Source organism: Sediminibacterium sp. FW305-C-61, from assembly GCF_058231065.1.
The window spans coordinates 502,099-521,186 of record NZ_JBIQXR010000002.1; the positions used below are offsets into that span (position 1 = coordinate 502,099).

At 37.5% G+C, this 19,088-nt stretch carries 13 protein-coding genes; 12 read left to right on the forward strand and 1 reads right to left on the reverse strand.

The genetic code is table 11. The annotated features are described in order from the left end of the window. Positions 1–13: 13 nt before the first annotated feature. From ACH30E_RS07430 to ACH30E_RS07470, 9 genes are all read left to right on the forward strand, one after another. Entirely contained in the window at positions 14–1,303 is a 1,290-nt protein-coding gene (locus tag ACH30E_RS07430; protein ID WP_178887982.1) for an efflux RND transporter permease subunit, read from the forward strand. 2 nt (positions 1,304–1,305) lie between these two features. After that, entirely contained in the window at positions 1,306–3,231 is a 1,926-nt protein-coding gene (locus ACH30E_RS07435) for an efflux RND transporter permease subunit (protein WP_490824310.1), read from the forward strand. Continuing rightward, entirely contained in the window at positions 3,218–4,471 is a 1,254-nt protein-coding gene (locus ACH30E_RS07440; RefSeq protein WP_490824311.1) for a TolC family protein, read from the forward strand. The genes ACH30E_RS07435 and ACH30E_RS07440 overlap by 14 nt, the downstream gene beginning before the upstream one ends. 10 nt (positions 4,472–4,481) lie before the next feature. Then, a complete protein-coding gene (locus ACH30E_RS07445; RefSeq protein WP_178887979.1) occupies positions 4,482–5,984 on the forward strand; it encodes a multicopper oxidase family protein in 1,503 nt (500 codons plus the stop codon). 9 nt (positions 5,985–5,993) lie between these two features. Continuing rightward, on the forward strand, positions 5,994–7,352 hold the full coding sequence (locus tag ACH30E_RS07450) for an efflux RND transporter periplasmic adaptor subunit (RefSeq protein ID WP_264900365.1): 1,359 nt from the start codon (positions 5,994–5,996) through the stop codon (positions 7,350–7,352). Between the two features lie 2 nt (positions 7,353–7,354). Next, a complete protein-coding gene (locus ACH30E_RS07455) occupies positions 7,355–8,551 on the forward strand; it encodes an efflux RND transporter periplasmic adaptor subunit (protein ID WP_178887978.1) in 1,197 nt (398 codons plus the stop codon). A gap of 1,037 nt (positions 8,552–9,588) precedes the next feature. Further along, positions 9,589–10,338 carry an AraC family transcriptional regulator gene (locus tag ACH30E_RS07460; protein ID WP_490824312.1) on the forward strand — a complete coding sequence of 250 codons (750 nt, stop codon included), beginning with the start codon at positions 9,589–9,591 and terminating at the stop codon, positions 10,336–10,338. 64 nt (positions 10,339–10,402) lie between these two features. Then, entirely contained in the window at positions 10,403–11,644 is a 1,242-nt protein-coding gene (locus ACH30E_RS07465; protein WP_178887976.1) for a sterol desaturase family protein, read from the forward strand. Between the two features lie 37 nt (positions 11,645–11,681). Next, positions 11,682–12,929: a type II restriction enzyme NmeDI-related protein gene (locus ACH30E_RS07470; RefSeq protein WP_178887975.1), complete on the forward strand. Its 1,248-nt coding sequence runs from the start codon at positions 11,682–11,684 to the stop codon at positions 12,927–12,929. A gap of 33 nt (positions 12,930–12,962) precedes the next feature. Here ACH30E_RS07470 and ACH30E_RS07475 read toward each other — a convergent pair whose 3' ends face one another. After that, complete coding sequence (locus ACH30E_RS07475; RefSeq protein ID WP_490824313.1) at positions 12,963–15,164, reverse strand: TonB-dependent receptor family protein; 2,202 nt, start codon at positions 15,162–15,164, stop codon at positions 12,963–12,965. 422 nt (positions 15,165–15,586) lie between these two features. On the opposite strand from ACH30E_RS07475, the gene ACH30E_RS07480 reads away from it, so the two are divergent. The 3 genes from ACH30E_RS07480 (at position 15,587) to ACH30E_RS07490 (ending at position 19,075) form a co-directional block, all read left to right on the forward strand. Next, positions 15,587–16,117, forward strand: coding sequence for a hypothetical protein (locus ACH30E_RS07480; RefSeq protein WP_439516062.1), 531 nt, complete (start codon positions 15,587–15,589; stop codon positions 16,115–16,117). A 91-nt stretch (positions 16,118–16,208) separates the two neighbouring features. Continuing rightward, on the forward strand, positions 16,209–17,399 hold the full coding sequence (locus ACH30E_RS07485; RefSeq protein WP_178887972.1) for a TolC family protein: 1,191 nt from the start codon (positions 16,209–16,211) through the stop codon (positions 17,397–17,399). Continuing rightward, a complete protein-coding gene (locus ACH30E_RS07490; protein ID WP_490824314.1) occupies positions 17,396–19,075 on the forward strand; it encodes an efflux RND transporter periplasmic adaptor subunit in 1,680 nt (559 codons plus the stop codon). The genes ACH30E_RS07485 and ACH30E_RS07490 overlap by 4 nt, the downstream gene beginning before the upstream one ends. Positions 19,076–19,088: the final 13 nt, after the last annotated feature.

Here is a 19,088-nt window from a genome sequence, read left to right on the forward strand (position 1 = left end):
TTAATATCAAATTATGGTTCAAAAATTAATTGAACTGGCTTTGCGTAACCGGGTGATTATTCTGTTATTGGCAGGAGGATTATTTGCTTATGGAATTTACGCTGTGAAACAGAATCCGATTGATGCTATTCCGGATTTAAGTGAAAACCAGGTGATCGTATTTACTGAATGGATGGGACGCAGTCCACAGGTTATAGAAGACCAGGTAACCTATCCATTGGTCAGCAACTTGCAGGGTATACCTAAAATCAAGAATATTCGTGGTTCATCCATGTTTGGGATGAGTTTTGTGTATGTGATTTTTGAAGATAATGTTGATATATACTGGGCGAGAACCCGTGTACTCGAAAGACTCAACTTTGCACAACGTCTTCTACCGCAAAATGTAACACCTACGTTAGGTCCTGATGGAACAGGCGTGGGACATATTTTCTGGTATCACCTCAATGCTCCTAAGATGGATTTGGGAGAACAAAGAGCACTTCAAGACTGGTACATCAAATTTGCTTTACAAACAGTACCTGGTGTGGCAGAAGTTGCATCTTTTGGTGGTTTCGAAAAGCAATATCAATTAGTAGTTGATCCCATAAAGCTGCAGTATTACAATATTTCGTTGATGGATGTGATGAATAAAGTCAAGGCCAATAATAATGATGTAGGGGGGCGCAAATTTGAAATGGCAGATATGGCTTACATTATCAGGGGCTTAGGCTACATAAAAAATAAAGATGATATTGAAAATATTGCACTGACCAATTACAATGGTATACCTGTAAGAGTCAAGGACATTGGTTCTGTTCAAATGGGGGGTGATTTGCGTCTGGGAATTTTTGATATGGATGGCAAAGGAGAAGTGGTAGGTGGAATAGTAGTAATGCGATACAATGAAAATGCCAATAAGGTAATTGAGTCGATAAAAGCTCGGATGAAGGAGGTTGAAAAGGGCTTACCGGAAGGTGTAACGTTCCAAACTTCATACGACCGCAGTACACTCATTCAAGAAGCTATTGATTCAGTAAAAGGAACGTTAGTTGAAGAAATGATTGTCGTCTCATTGGTAGTGCTCATATTTCTATTCCATTGGCGCAGTGCTGTGATCATACTGATTCAATTACCTATTTCAGTTGCAGCAGGGTTTATTTTCCTTGAAATGTTTGGTATTTCATCCAATATTATGTCATTAACGGGGATCGCGCTTGCTATTGGTGTAGTAGTTGATGATGGCATTGTGATGGTGGAAAATGCGTACAGACATATTAGCGAGGCACAGGCTAAAAAAATTAAATTAACCGACAAATCGTAAGTATGGCAAAGTGGTTCAAAAGAAATAAAGACCCCTTAACAATAGAGGAAAGAAATGAGATTATTGAAAGATCTTCAAAACAAGTAGGTCCCGGCGTATTTTATTCCACCATTATTGTAGTCACTTCTTTTCTTCCTGTATTTCTACTTACAGGTATGGAAGGAAAACTTTTTCATCCCCTGGCATGGACAAAGACTTTTATCCTATTAATTGATGCGGTATTAGCTATAACATTAACTCCGGTTCTAATTTCCTTTTTTCTAAAAGGACGACTAAAACCAGAAGATTCAAATCCAATAACAAAAACACTGGAGAAGATTTATACGCCCATTCTAAAATGGTGTTTAAAATGGAGAAAAACTACCATAGGGCTTAATATTCTGGCATTAGCCATGGGAGTAATCATGATGACTCGTCTTGGTTCGGAATTTATGCCGCCATTGGATGAGGGCTCATTGTTATTTATGCCGGTAACTCTTCCAGATGTATCCAATTCTGAAGCAAAACGATTATTACAGGTTCAGGATAAGTTGATTCGTTCTGTTCCCGAAGTTTCACATGTTCTTGGTAAAGCAGGAAGAGCCAATACAGCAACAGATAATTCTCCGATCAGCATGATTGAAACCATCATTTTACTCAAGCCTAAAAATGAATGGAGGGAAGGGCGAACCAAAGATGATATTATAAATGAGCTGAATTCAAAAATGCAAATACCGGGTGTTACAAATGGATGGACACAGCCCATCATTAATCGTATTAACATGCTTTCAACCGGTATAAGAACCGATGTTGGTTTAAAAGTATACGGACAAAACCTGGATAGTATTTACGCATTTGCTCAAACTATTAAAAGGCAGTTGGAGGGGATTGATGGAGTAAAGGATTTATATGTGGAGCCCATTACAGGCGGAAAGTACATCGATATTATAGTTAAACGTGGTGAAATCGGTCGGTATGGGCTGAGTATTGATGATGTCAATACCGTAATTGAGAGTGCATTAGGAGGTATGAAACTTACTACCACTATTGAAGGCCGTCAGCGATTTTCCGTAAATGCCAGATACGGGCAAGATTTTCGAAATAATATTCAAGCATTAAAGCGACTTCAGGTACAGACAATGGACTTTGGTCCTATACCATTAGAAGCTGTTGCAGACATTAAACTAAGTGACGGCCCACCGATGATTAATTCAGAAAATGCAATGCTTAGGGGTACAGTACTATTTAATGTTAGGGAAAGAGATTTAGGCAGTACAGTAAAAGAGGCACAAGAGCGATTGAATCGAATGATCACTAAACTTCCAAAAGGATATTTTCTGGAATGGAGCGGTCAGTGGGAAAATCAAATCAGGGCTAATCAAACTTTAAAAATGATTATGCCGATTGTACTCATTATCATTTTCATGGTATTATATTTTACATATCATTCTTTTAAAGAAGCTGTTACCACCATGATAACCGTACCATTTGCATTAATCGGAGGTGTTTTCATGGTCTATTTTTATGGTATTAATCTTTCTGTAGCAGTTGCTGTAGGTTTTATTGCTTTATTTGGAATGGCCATAGAAACGGCCATGTTGATGACGATCTATTTAAATGAAGCCATGAACAATATGGTTGCAAAACATGGTAATTCTAAATCAACATTAACACCTGCAATTATCCGAGACTATGTGATTGAAGGCTCCGCCAAAAGGTTGCGCCCCAAACTCATGACTGTTTCAGTTGGACTATTCGGGTTGATCCCTATCCTTTGGGCGACAGGAGTTGGTAGTGATATCATGCGACCCATCACCATTCCATTGATTGGTGGTACAATCTCATCCACTATTTATGTGTTACTCATTACTCCTGTCATTTTTGAAATGATTAAAGAGAGAGAACTAAAACGTAACGGTAAAATTGAATTAATCGATGTTAAAGAATAAATTAATACTGACCTTCTTTAGTTTGATAAGTTTTGCATATGGCAATGCACAAATCCTAAAGCTGGGTGCAATCATTGATAGCATTAAAACAAAGCATCCTGTAGTGAAGATGTATGATCATGAAATCCGTTCTATGGATGAAGCTGCAAAAGGTGCAAGAAGCTGGATGCCTCCTCAAATCGGCATTGGTCAATTTATGACACCATATGATGTCAGACTCTGGCACAGGGAGGGCGATATGCCTGGTATGGGATCTGTGATGATTTCAGGAGAGCAAATGCTCCCGAATAGAAAAAAATTAGATGCAGATGAGAGGTACATGAAAGCTATGTCGTCAGTTGAGAAAGAAAAAAAGAATGCAACACTAAATGAATTAGTGAACGATGCTAAACAGTTCTATTATGATTGGATAATCCTGAAAAAGAAATTGTCGATCCTGGAAGAGAATGAAAAGATACTGGACTTCATGATCAAAAATGCAGAAATACGTTACAAAAACGGTCTTGAAAAGATAAGTGCCTATTATAAGGCAAAAGCCGCTTTAGGAGAAGTGAAAAATATGCAATTAATGTTTGAAAGTGATATTAAAGAAAAGCGTATTCGCATCAATTCGCTTATGGGTAGAAATGCCATGACAGATTTCGATATTGATACCACTTACTTCTTGAATAGTTATGAAGCTCTTGTTTTTGACAGCACTCTTTTTTATACTAACCGTAGTGACCTAAAATCATTGGATAGAGAGATTGATCTTACTATTCTAAAACAGGAAACGGAGCGTACTGCACTTAAACCTCAATTTGGAATTCGTTATGATAATATGATTGGATTTGGAGGACAGCCATTGCAGTATACCATTATGGGAATGGTTCGTATTCCGATGGCTAAATGGTCTTCTAAAATGAATAAAGCCAATATTGAAAGCTTAAAATGGAAAAGTAATGCCATTCAGTCACAGAAAGAAATGATGGTGAATGAATACAGTGGGATGGCTTATGGCATGCGTAATGAACTGGGGTTAAAGAAAAAGCAATTAAAACTTTTTGAAGGTCAGATTATACCGGCATTGCGTAATAATTACAAGACAATGCAGCTCGGTTATGAGCAGAATACAGAGGAGTTATTCATGTTATATGATGCATGGGAAATTCTAAACATGAAGCAGTTAGAATTATTAGAGTTACTGAGTCAGGCATTGAAACTTCAAGTGACAATTGAAAGAATTATTGAAAAAAACTAAACCAATCGGAATGCAAAGAAGAAAATTCATACAACTGTCTGGGGTTAGTACCGGTAGCCTAATAACAAGTGGATCTTTAGCTGGATTTTTTATGGCTGGTTCAGGGTGCAGAAAAGAACATCACAACGGGCTAATGACAAAACCTGTTATGGTTATTGAGAATGATTTTTCACAAATGCTTACCAACCCATTACAGTCTGGTGCCAATCAGACACTCACAGCACAAACTACAACTGTAAATATTAGGGGGGCTAATATTCCTGTCTTGGGCTATCAACCTAATGGGATGCTTGGTCCGTCATTCAGGGTAAACAAGGGAGATGTTGTAAATATTTTGCTCCAGAATAATTTATCTGAACATACCAATATTCACTGGCATGGTTTAAAAGTACCTGCATTAATGGATGGACACCCAGATCAATTAGCAAATGCAGGTGGTACTTTCCGCTATCAGTTTACTGTGAATCAGAGAGCCGGATTGACATGGTATCATCCACACCCTCATTTTAAGACAGGTAAACAGGTATTTCAGGGCTTAGCCGGTTTATTTATTATTAATGATCTGGAAGAAGCAACTTTAAATCTACCATCGGGTCGTTTTGAGATTCCATTGGTTATACAAGATAAACGATTAACCAATCAGGGGATAACATATAATCCTACTGCAGAAGAAGTTATGTCGGGCTATATGGGTGAGTCTGTATTGGTAAATGGTATTTATTCACCTTATACTGAAGTATCAACCCGTTATTACAGACTTCGTATTTTGAATGGCTCAAACGCACGTTTGTATAATCTCGCATTCAGTAATAATGCCGATATGATAATTATTGGGAATGATGGTGGTTTATTGAAAAATCCTGTAACAGTAAAGGAAATTTTATTGGCTCCGGGAGAAAGACTGGATGTTTTAGTAAATTTTAATGGGTTATCTATCGGTACAGAGCTATTCTTACTAAGTAAAGAATTTGCTAACGGAGGGGATGCTCAAGGGAAGCAGTCATTTAAGATCATGAAGTTTAAAGTTACCGCTACTGTCACAGATTCTTTCACTGTACCCACAAAACTTTCAATGGTTGATAGTTTGCCAGCTTCTTCATCAGTCAGGAGCAGGGTGTTTGATATATCTAATCCGATGGAACATCATGGATATCCTATGAATGATGGCATGAGAATGCGTCATCGCATTAATAATAAACTTTTTGATAGCAGTCGCATTGATGAAAGCATTAAATCCAATACGAATGAGATATGGGTCTTTGATAATAGTAAAGGCGATGAACCCCATCCCATGCATTTACACGGAGTTTTTTTCCAGGTACTTCAAAGAACAGGTGGCAGGGGCAGTCTGATAGTATCTGAAACTGGCTGGAAGGATACAGTACTGGTAATGCCTGGGGAGACAGTCCAAATAATCATTCCTTTCGAAAGTAATTTGGGAAAATTTGTTTTCCATTGCCATAATCTTGAACATGAAGATGATGGTATGATGTTACAATATGAATTGATATAAGCTGTATATATGATGAAGAAATTATTTTTTATACAAGTTCTGGTATTCTTTTTGGTTGCCTGTGAAAATAAAGATACACATAGCGATCACCAAGCAGTTGTTTCTAAGGAAATGTATACCTGTCCAATGCCAGAGGATTCTGTATTTAGTGATAAACCTGGTACATGTGCCAAGTGTGGAATGGATTTGGTAAAAATGGAGGAAAATCATCACCCAGAGAAGAATGCTACCTATACCTGCCCCATGCACCCTTCGGTCATTAAAGATCAACCGGGAGCCTGTCCTATTTGCGGGATGGATTTAATTAAAAAAGAAAACAATAATAAAAAAGAGGAAAATATTGAATTGAACGCTTTGCTCAAGCCAACCAATGAGCTTGTAATCTCGTCTATTCCTGTTACTGGCCTTGCATTCAGCAGCGAGCAAATAGAACTGAATGCATTAGGTAATATCGCCTACGATACAAGAATGATCGGGGGTATTTCTGCCAAGGTGTCGGGAAGAATCGAAAAACTTTATGTACGCTATAAATACCAGAAAGTCACTAACGGACAGCGTATCATGGATATTTATAGTCCTGAATTACTCACTGCACAGCAGAATCTTTTGTTTCTCATCAAGAACGATCCTGAAAATTCGACTTTATTAGAAGCAGCAAAAGAAAAACTTTTATTACTCGGAATGAGCAATCAACAGGTAATGGAATTGATTCAATCGGGTAAACCCTTATTCACGATTTCGGTTATCAGTAATTACAGTGGGCATATTCATGAAACCATCAATGTTGATAAAATGAACGTAGCAAATGATAATATGGGAAATATTTCTCAACAAACCGAAGCGCTTGCATTAAAAGAAGGGATGTATATACAGAAAGGTCAGTCAGTGTTTACCGTCTTTAATCCCGATAAAGCATGGGCTATCCTAAATATATATGGCGAAAATCAATCTTTTGTAAAAAAAGGTAATGCTGTAAGTATTATTCCTGAAACAGCGAGGCAGAAAGACTTTAAAGCTACCATTGATTTCGTTGAGCCATTTTATCGCAAAGAAAGTAAGACCCAGACTGTAAGAGTTGGCTTCAATAATAGCAGTTTAAGAATACCTATTGGTAGTCAGGTTCAGGCAGTAATTTTTGGAAATACTGTAAAAGGTTATTGGTTACCCAAAGACGCAGTACTCTCTTTAGGATTAGAAAAAGTGGTTTTCCAAAAAACAGCAGAGGGCTTTAGAGCAATCAAAGTAATTACAGGTGTCTCTCTGGAGAAACAGATACAGGTACTCAAAGGATTGACGATGAAAGATTCAGTTGCAGCAAATGCTCAATTTCTTATGGATAGTGAAAGTTTTATAAAAGTAAAAAACTAAGTATGCGGTATATCATCTCTATAATAGTATCAATAGTACTCGTTTTATCTTGCAAGAATACAATAAAGGAACCTATTGATACTGATAAATATTATACCTGTTCAATGGATCCTCAGGTAGTTGAGTATAAACCTGGTAAATGTCCTATTTGTAAAATGGACTTAACACCAGTGAAAAAAAGAAAGGGAGAAAGTCAGGATGAACTGGAACTGAGTGATCAACAGGTTCAATTAGGGAATATTCAGGTTGATACTATCCAAAATGGAACAATCAGCGATCAATTAATTTTAACCGCTTCATTGAATTTTGATCAATCGAGGCTATATGCTGTAAGCTCCAGGGTTATGGGAAGGGTAGAAAAACTTTATTTCAAGAACCTTGGTGAATATGTTAAAAAAGGAGCGCCACTTTATGAAATGTACAGTGAAGATTTAAATAATGCAAAACAGGAATACCTACTTGCAATCGATAAGAAAAATACTTTTTCAAGTCAGGCCATTATTGATTTTGATCAATTAGTTCAGAGTGCCAAAAACAAATTACTTCTTTGGGGTTTAAACGAAACCCAGATTAATGAACTGGGCAATACTAAGAAGGCAAGCCCGATAACCACCTATTACAGTACTGCAGGCGGCTATATCACAGAACTCGATATAAGGGAAGGCGATTATGTAATGGAAGGTGGTACAATTGTCAAACTTGCTGATCTTTCAACATTATGGGTAGAGGCACAGGTATATAGCTCGCAATTAGCTGATTTGCAGGAGAACAGTATGGTTACTGTTCAACTTCCAGATTTTAATAATAAGGAAATAAAAGGGAAACTTGAATTTGTAAATCCTGAAATCAATCAGGCTACAAGAATCAATCTTATTCGTATATCTATTCCGAATCCCGGTAATTATTTAAAGCCCGGCATGTCGGCTTATGTATTGTTAAAAAGTCCTAGAAGAAAGTCCCTTAGTTTACCTATTGATGCAGTAATAAGAGACGGCAAAGGGGCGACTGTATGGGTACAGACTGGTAAGAATACATTTAAAAATTTAATGGTACAGACGGGGTTGGAGAGTGATGATCGGATAGAAATAATATCCGGTTTGAGCGAAGGAGATATTGTTGTATTGAAAGGGGCTTATTTGCTCCATAGCGAATATATTTTCAAGAAAGGAGCTAATCCGATGGAGGGTATGAAAATGTAAAGCTGATATTTTTTTAAAAGTAATAGCAACCTTTCTTTTAGTTTATCCGTACCAAACGATGGCTATTTACAAAAGATATACGTTTCAAAATAAGTATCAAATATCGTATATGCGAAATAGAGATGATTCCTTCTTTACTTGTAAAATACGTTTAGCCGCTAAACGATATCAAGTGCCTAACTGTCTTCCTAATTGGCCTAAATTTGAATGCTTGCTTAATACTAAAATGCCATTAAGAAAAATCAATCATGCGAAGTCGATTAATAAAAATCCTCCCTCTTTCGATATTTCATCAAACGAACTCTAATCAATGTTCAATTGGGCTATAATAATCTAAATATTCAAACATATTTATATGCAATTCATATGCAGAAGCTATCTTTATGCTTGGCTTTCTTAACTGGGGTCAATCCAATTTTTACCAATACCGTTACCTTTGTAGTAATGACGGTAAGCATTGTTGTAGTTTTATTAAGCGTTCTTAACAAAAGAAAATAAAGCCTACCTGCCTTGGTGCTGTATTTAATTTACCCATGAGTACCATTACCATTCTGGCGGATTTATTAATGATTTACATGAGTGGACTAATATTACTAACTATGTTATAATGGCAACTGTAAAATCAATATGGCAATTTTTCTGGAAAATCTTAAAAGTGCTCTTTGTAAGGAAAAAGGATTGCTGTAAATGATATATTTTACTGTTTTAAACTACCGATGAAAAGCGACCTCTCCCCAATCATCGTTCAATACAAGAAAAATATACAATCTGTTCACAACATATGGTTCATTAATATTGAAGAACGGTTAAAATCATTTCGTCCTAACTTATTTCTAAAAATATAACAATGTATCAAGTAAACAATTGAAGAGACAAAATGAATAATACTAAACGGAAAATAATTGTATCACTCAAGCACAATAACTATTTTCCTATGGAATATTCACAGCTTGACCAGTATTCAATTTTAATAGATTAACCGGTTTCAGAACATTCGTTTAAGCTAACACATCTTTTTATAATAAAATTTAGCAGGCTTGCAAAAATTCAAACTTTATATCTCCGGGGGCATGGCTGTCTATATAGGCCGTCAGGTGCTAACAAAAATGCATGCACACCATGCCCTTGAAATTGTAATGTCATTCAAGAAATCTTTCTTGATTTCAAAAAATGGAACTGAATTTGAAAAAAGTGATTGCAGCATTATAGCTGCCGACTTACCACATCAATTTATCGGTAAGGATGATTTTTATATTTTCATTTATTTGGATGCTGAATTGAATTACACTCATAGGCTGGAAGCATCCGTGCATCTGGAAAAACAAGGATTACTTCATTACTCTGGTAGTGAAATCGAAGCTGTAAGAACTGAATTTGTCAATTGGTTTAATTCAGCATCAAATGAAGATGAAAATGTACATAATCTAATCGGCTTACTTGTTGAAAAGCTAACGGGCAGCCAAAGCTCAGTCAATCAAATTGAAGAAAGAATTAAACAATCAATAGCGTTTCTTCATTCAAACTTGCATGGAGAAATAAGTTTGGCAAATATAGCTTCTAAAGTGCATCTTTCTGAAAGCCGCTTTGCCCATTTATTTAAGGAGCAAACCGGCATCTCATTTCGTAAATACATACTTTGGTGCCGGATGCAGGCAGCATTACAAGAAGTAATGAAAGGACAATCGTTTACCAATGCAGCATATGCCGGGGGCTTTTCAGATGTAGCCCATCTTAGCCGCACATTTACAGAAATGTTTGGCGTTTCGCCTTCAGAAGTTCTCAAATAATAGCAGGTTTATTCAAGTCTTTTACTTTTCGGTAAAGCATTTTTGCACTTTAAAAATGTTTCGCATGAAGAAAGTATTTCAGTTATGGATTTATCCTGCTATCATGTTATCAACTTCTGCCATTATTTTGTATGGAATTAAATCAGGGTACAACCAATATCTTGCAACTATACCTGTTATTACTCTTACAGGCATATTAATTTTAGTATTGGAAAAATGGATGCCTTATGAAAAGAATTGGGTAAGTGGTAAAAATGACTGGAACCTTGACCTTACTTACTACATCATTAATTACAGTATAAAACTAATTGCTCAGTTTCTTTTTATATGGCTGGCCAGCAGCATTCATTTTTTGTCGTGGTTTCCGATGCAATTGCCATTTTGGATGCAGGTTATAATTGCTCTTACAATTATTGACTTCTTTCTTTTCCTGGTGCACTGGCAGAGTCATAAATACCAATTTTTATGGAAGCTTCATGCTGTTCACCATAGTTCGGAGCGATTGTACTTTTTGAATGGTGAAAAACGTCATGCATTGCACCAGGTTATAGAGGGAACACCTGGCATTATTCTTTGCCTTGTAATCGGTACTCCGCAACCGGTGGTAGTGGCGGCGCTGGCAATTCTGGCTATAAATATGTTTATGCAGCATACCAATCTTGATTACAAAGCAGGTGTTTTGAAAAAAATCTTTTGTGTGGCAGAGTTGCATCGCTGGCATCACCGTGCAGATTATAAAGATGCGCAGGTTAACTACGGCGCATGGCTTACTATTTGGGACCGTATCTTTAATACAGCTTATAATAGTCCGAAAATGAACATAGAGTTAGGTGCTATCGGTATTGCTGAGGAAAAGAACTTTCCCAAAAACTACTGGAAACAATTTCTCTACCCTTTCAATAAGAAGATTCGGCAAAATTCAAAAACCATATTACTGATTGGAGGTATGTTGTTTATGAATGAAATTGCATTTTCTCAAACGGATGCAGATGCTATTGCCGGCAACTGGCAGCTTCAGGATGGTAGTAAAAAGATAAGCGTTGTTGAAGAAAATGGCAAATACGTTGGTAAAATATATTGGGTAAAAGACCCGTCAAAGAAAACTGAAATTGGCCGAAAAGTTTTGTGGGATTTGGAATACGATGCTGATGACAAAGAGTGGAAAGGTGGCAAAATCCAGTTACCTGATATGGGACATTCTGCAAGCTGTTATATTAAACTCAAAGATGCAAATACTGCTATTGTTTCGGGTTACCATGGCATGAGGCTATTTGGTAAAACCAAGACCATTACTAGGGTGAACTAATGGGTCAAATAGTGTATTTTGCTGTTTTAAGCAGCATATGAACAATAACTTGGCCCTACTTATACGGCAATATAAAGAAGATAATCAGTCTGTCTATAACACATGGTTCATCAATAATGAGGAACGGCTGAAGGCTTTTCGTTCCATCCGTCGTGGTGTTATGCAGGTAATTGATGATATTAAGAGCAAAAAATTTCCTGCTGATTTTAAAGGGTCTTCGTTAGAGTTTGTGCTTACCTGCATTACAGAGCAAAAGCAGGTATTTGAAGGAGCTTCCCATCCATTTTACTGGAAACCCAAGTTGAGGATTCCTGATATTTATGAGAATGAAAACAATAAACAGGCATTCGGACAATTCTTAGAAAATTGTTTGAATGCAAAGACTGAAGAACAGCTTCTTAAAGAAATCATAAGACTGGATGGTTTAAAAATTAAAGGCCTTGGTCCTGCTGTCGCGAGTATCCTTTATTTTCTCCACCCAACCATTATTCCTCCATTTAACACTGCTATTATTAATGGATTCAATTTCCTATACAAAGACAAAAAGAAATTAGGTAGCTGGAGTGAATACCTGAAGCTGAGAGAAGTAATGATTGATGCCAATAATCAGTATCGTTCAGAACTTTCATCCGATTTAGGCGCTATTGCTGGTCTGTTATTTGAAATAGGAACCCAAAAATTGATACTGGGTGCAGATGCATATTTATCCGAGCCTGAACGAAAGAAATTGGAAAAACTAATTGAAAAAAGACAGGAAAGTGTGCAGCAGGAAAAGGACGAAGAAAATCTGCATACAGAAATGCAATATCATTTATTGAAAATAGGCAGTGCCTTGGGCTATGATGTGATTGCCGCTTCTAACGACAGATCAAAATCACACTGTGGGAACAGTTTTTCATTTATGAGCTTACAACAATTCCCCGATATCCAATTGGAGAAAGATACATTGAATACTGTAAAACTAATAGATGTGCTGTGGTTTCAAAAGGGAACAAATAATGTAATTGCTGCTTTTGAAGTGGAAAAAAGCACCAGTATTTATTCAGGCATTTTAAGGTTGACAGATTTGAGTTATACAATTGCAGATGGTGATGAAGTGTTCTATCTGATTGTGCCTGATAAGAGAGAAAAAGATGTTTGCCTTCAACTTTCCCGTCCTGCAATTAAACAAAACAATGTAGTAATTAAATACATCCTTTTTTCTGAATTACGTAGTCATTGCAATGCACTGTGCAAGTTTGGCGAGAGTCATCATATTATGGAGAAGATAGCGAAGGCAGTATAAAAAGCGGCAGTTAATGCAACTGCCGCTTTTCGTTTAAAATTTTGCTCCAACAGATATAAAGAATGTTCTTCCGTCAGCCGGTAAAGCACCTGGTCCCGGATAACCACCTGCTCTGCGGGTGAAATATCTTTCGTTAAATAAATTATTTGCTCCTGCTTTCAGGTTTAGCCCTTTTGAAAATTTATAAGTAGCTGTTAAATCAGTTACAGTATAAGACGGTATTAAACCATTGTTGCCATTTGCCGAAGGTGTAACTGTATTATTGGCATCGCTAAAGGTTTCTCCTACATTGCTAATCTGTACAGTTAATAAAAAGCCTTTGTAACCGCCTGTTATTCCGCTACGGAAAATATTCGTGGGTGCATTCTCCACTTTCTTACCTTTTGTACTGGCATCTTTATGGTTGCCACTGTATTTAGCATCTGTATATCCGTAAGATCCAAAAATAATTAAATCTGCATCCTTGTTTTTTCCGAATGCCCTGAAAGGATTAAATTCTGCATACCCCTCAAACCCTTTGCTGGTACTGCTGCCAACATTAGTAATAAGCCGGTATGAAGGTGTTCCGCTAACAGTAATTGTCCCTACACGGTTATCATACTGTAAGTAAAATCCACTTATATCAAACTGAAGAAAATCTTTCACTTTACCACGGTAGCCTAAATCAATATTGTATCCCTTTGCATCTTTCAAATCTGCGTCAACCACATCGGTTGTAGGTGGAGCTTGCAAATTTGCAAACTGAATAGGGCGATAAGCCTGGGAAAAATTTGCATATACCTCAGTAGATCTGGTAAGATGGTACTCCGTTCCCACACCAGCGAGAATAAAACTTCTATCTCTTGTAATATTTTGTAAGATTATTTCTGTACCGCCTGATGTATATCCATTTCGCCCGGAAGATGAACCTTCCAGCCATTCATATCTTATTCCGGGTATTATCAAAAACTTATCGCTTATGCGAAAAATATTTTCTGCAAATGCAGCTGTGTTTCTGGACTTAAAAATAATATCACGGGGATAATTACCGGTTATGGTAACATCATATCCTGTACCTGTTGTTCCTTTACCGTCGGCTTGCCTGGTGGTAGTGCCGGTATATAAACGGATACCAGCAGATAAAGTATTTTTCATTTTACCAAGTCTATAATCAGTAATGATACGACTCTCCAGACCATAATTCCTATATTGGTCAAGATTCACTACTCTGTTGTTGTAGCTAAGTGTTGCAGGGTTAATACTGTCTTTGGTAGTGATGGATTGTAAAAATCCAACACTGTTTCGGTCTCCGATGGTACCAAATAATTTGGTATTCCAGCGGGTGTTTTCATTTATTTGAAAGTTGGCGATTAATGCAGGGGTTGTCCAGGTTATATCAAACCAATTCCGGCTGCGGAAACTTTGTTGGGCATCCTGCTTTATTTGTTCATCTGTTAAACCACCTGGTTGCTGGCTGCGGATATGCGAACGCATTACTTCAGCCGTTAATGAAAATTTTGTTGTGAAATTATAGGTTACAGTACCATAACCAGCATTTGTAAAATAGTGGCTGTTTTCTCTCCATCCGTCTCCATTACGATGGTCGAAAAATGTATAATAATGAACTTTCCCTTTCTTGCCGCCTATTGCATTATAGCTGTTGAATAGGCCATTGCTTCCAATTGTTTGCTGTGTCTCAAATTCAAAAGATTTGTTCACTTCGCTGCCATTTCTGAGAATGTAATTTACCAATCCGCCAAATTGTGGTCCATATTGCAAAGAACCATGCCCCCTTACAATTTCTATTCGTTGTACAGCCTGTAGCTGTGGATTATAGTATGCTTCGGGATAACCAAAAGGATCCGCAGCAATATCATATCCGTTTTGACGCACATTAAACTCCCAACTGCGGTTGGGACTTAATCCACGAGCAGCAATACCAATCTGAATTCCGCTGGGGTCGCTTTCCCAGATATGAATTCCGGGTACTTTTGCCAATACCTGCCGCATGTTATTTGTTACTACATTACCCTGCACATTATCCAGCACAATCAGTGTATTCTTTTTGCCTGCATAAATATTTGTGCCAACAATTTCCGGCATTTGCTGATAATCGCTTTTGCTGTTTCTACCCACTACAGTCACATCGGGCAGACTTTTTATCAGTAGTGTATCACTATTTCCTTTTTTGGTTTGCCCGACAGCTACATTTAATACCCATATCATTAAACACAAAACAAGCGCTCTTTTACTCATAAGTATGATTTTGAATTGCAAAAGTGCTAATGCCTTATATAATACCACTTATGTAAAAGGGAAATAGAGTTATGCAATGCGGAAATAGTTAGGTTTTAGTCAATAAATAGCAGACAGGCAACCTATTTTCATTTAACTTATACTATTAAAATCATGCGGCTGTTATTATATGATAGTAATTCGGTGATTCAGTAATTTTAGTTGAGTGGTGTGAGGCTATCAGGAAAAAAGGGGTAAAAACACGTTTAGCTGACGTAAATGCTACATTTTCAACGGGAAAGCCAAGCAAGAATAGCTGTAAGTGGTAGCAAAATTTTATAAAAATTGTCTATAATTTTACAAATTTGCTAAACCATTCTGCCATATCTTCGTCTTTAAAAGGAGTAGAGGTTCGCTAAAAACTCTTATTTTAGCCATCATAAATGAAACGGAGTTTATCCATAAAACTGAAAGCGCTGTTCCTGCTGGTTGTATTTGCGACAAATACGGCAGTGGGTTTTGCCTGTGCTATAGGTGTAGATATGGGTTTTAATTCTTCCTCTCATCATAACCAAACTGAAGCGTCTGCAGAAGTGCATATTCACAAGGATGGGAAAAACCATGTTCATGAAAAGGAAACAGCAACAGTAACAAATCATGTTCATGAAAATGGCATTAATCACCAACATGATAGTGAGCCCACAACACTAATTCCCGTTGATGGCAACAACTTACTTACAAAAGAGGATGGCGGATGTTGCACCAATGAAGTACTCGAGTTTCAAGATTTGGATAAAAATATTTCCGTAAATACTACTGGTATCAATGTGCCGGTATTTGTGGCAATTCTTAGTACTTATTTTAATATTGATTTCTCAGCGGCTGTCAAGGATTTTCCTGTCCATTATAAGGTTCGTTTTTATTACCCCCCACCGACTGAAATACGCATAGCGATTCAGCGTTTCCAGATTTGATTATGGTAAAACAGGTGAAGCTTTTTTGCTTCATCCAACTTCATTTGCGTTTTGCAATGTGAGGCTATTTGTTTTACCGTAATCAATTTTTATGTTCAGATATCGTATCATAGTTTTTCTTACAGGCTTCATCAGTTTTTCAGCATCGGCACAGCAGGTGCTCACAGAAGATGAAGCTGTGTCTAAGGCATTGGCTAATAACAAGAATATCCAAGCTGCATCACTGCAAGTAAAACAACAGCAGCAGTTACTGAAATCAGCCATCAATCTTCCTAATCCCGAGTTTTTTTGGGAAAGCCCAACAGGTAACTTTTATACCGGTAGCATTACGCAGTCGTTTGAATTCCCCACCGTGTACAGTAATCAGTACCGTTTGCAAAAGCAGCAAATTGGTGTGGCGCAAAAAGAAAAGCAACTAACAGAAGCAGAGTTAAAGTATCGAGTTAAAGTCTTATACTTAGAAATACAATACGCTGATTCGCTAGCCTCACAATTATACATACAGGATACCCTGTACGAAAAAATAAAGCTGTCTGCCATCCGCCAGTTCAGAGCTGGGCAAATAGATTATCTGCAACAAACATTTGCTGAAACACAGTATGGTGAAATTCATAATCAATATCAACAGTCGCTTGTAAGAGCCTCCTCTTTAAAGGCGCAGTTGCAATGGTTCACAGGCATTAAAGATCCTATTTCAGTAGAGCCACTTGCTATTTCACTTTCTCAGGTACAGTTATCTCTTGCGCCTGATTCCACAGCGTTATTTGCAAATCCTGCCCTACAGATATTACAGCAGCAGGAGAATGTAGCCAAACAAAATATTGCATTGCAAAAAAGCAAAGCGCTACCTGGGTTGGCTTTTGGTTATTTCAACCAGGGCGAAAGGGATACGAAATGGTTGAATCGTTTCAGGGTTGGCGTAACTATTCCGTTATGGTTCGGACAATATAAAAGTAATATCAATGCTGCCAAGACGGAGCAACAGGTTATTCAAAGCAAACAGCAGGGATTGCAGCAAGACTTATCTGCACAAACGATTAATACAAACAGCGAAATGCGAACCAACTGGCAGTCTGTTCAGTATTATCAACAAACAGGGTTAAGAAAAGCACAGGAAGTGATTACTACTTCACAACGCTTTTTTGTGAGTGGTGAAATTGATTATATCAGTTTACTAAGAAACAGCAACGATGCTTACACTGTTTACCAGAAATACCTAGAAGCAGTACGAAATTATAATCTCAGTGTTATCAATCACAAATATTTAATGGGTCAGTTATGAAACGAATAATCATTCAATTTTTATTGGGGCTATTGCCGGTATTTACATTTGCACATGGCGGCGAAGACCATGGGGATGCTAAAAAAACAGCTATATCACCTGCAAGTTATTTCTCCTCTGAGGCTGCTTCTGAAGTCTATGAAGTATTGTTAAAGTACAGCCCGATAGCACCAGGCAAGGAAGCATCGCTTCGTTTGTATTTAAGTGAATACAATACCAATAGCCCTATCGACAGCGCTATAATGGAAGTGACAGTAGCTGACAATCCTAATATAAAGATTACTGTTACAAGGATTGATAAGGGCGTATTTGAATTGAAAACTACATTTCCAGCAAAGAAAGTATACAATCTTGTACTCAATATCAATAGCTATGCAGGCATTGATTTAATTCAACTAAGCAATATTGAAATAGGGAAAGAATTGACTGCAGTAGTTACAACAGAGAGCACCCCGCATTCTCATTGGTATAGCAGCAATTGGTTTTTTGGTTTGATTGGTTTGCTGACCGGCTTGCTTGTTATGTTCTTTGTTAGCAGAGGTCGCAGCAGGAAAATAATTACGGGAGCAATTATTCTTTTTTGTCTTTTGCCAACAGCCACTTACAATCCGGTATCTGCACATGGTGGTGAAGACCATGGTGACGCGGCAGGTAAAACTGGCGGTGGCTCTTCTACCACCTTTATAGTTGAAAAGGAAACACAATTCCTTTTTAATATTCAAACGCAGAAAATTAGCACAGGTGATTTTAATGAATCATCCGTTTTACTAGGAACAGTAACTGCAGCTCCGCAGGGCCGGGCAGTCATACAAACGCCGCAATCAGGTAAAATCGTTTCATTAAGAGTAGCTCCCGGTCAACGGGTTGGCAAAGGGCAAGTGGTAGCTGTAATAGAGCAACAGGTTGATGCCGGGACGCAAATTAGTATCAACGCCCAAAGTAACAGTGTAAATGCAGAATATGAAGCTGCCAAAGCGCAATATGACAGGTTGTTGGGTATCGCAGACATTGCCGCAAAGAAAGATATTACCGAGGCCAAAGCCCGTTTGGAAAGTGCCCAGAAAAATAAGGCACTCTTTGATGCCAACACTGGAAAGAATACCGGTAATACAAAAACTATAAGCCTTTCTTCTCCTGTTAGTGGTGTTGTTGGCACATTTAATTATGCAATTGGCGCTGTGGTAAACAGCGGAGAAACCTTGTTTGAAATAACCAATCTTGATCAGGTATTTGTGGAAGCCCAGGTATTTGCAGGTGACGCTCAAAAATTGAAACTAGCAACAGGGTTTACTACTATTTCAAATACAGATACACTGGTTTATACATTGAAAGTGATCAGCACTGCCCAATCAGTAAATACAGGTAACCAATCTCAGAAAGTCGTATTTGAAATCATCAATCCAAGAGGGCAGTTCAAAATTGGTGAGAATATAAATGTGCGGATGACAGGAAATAATGTCATCCGGCAGGTAGTGATACCTAATGAAGCAATTACTGATGTGAATGGTAAGCCGGCCATTTTTATAAAAGATAAAGCTGAACAGTATAGTATCAGCTTCATAGTGAAAGGGCAAAGCAATGATAAGTTTACCGTTGTCACCAAGGGTACTGAAGACGGCGAAAGAGCTGTTACTGCCAATGTGTATCAAATGAAAATGATGTATTTAAATCAATAACCAAAATAAACAA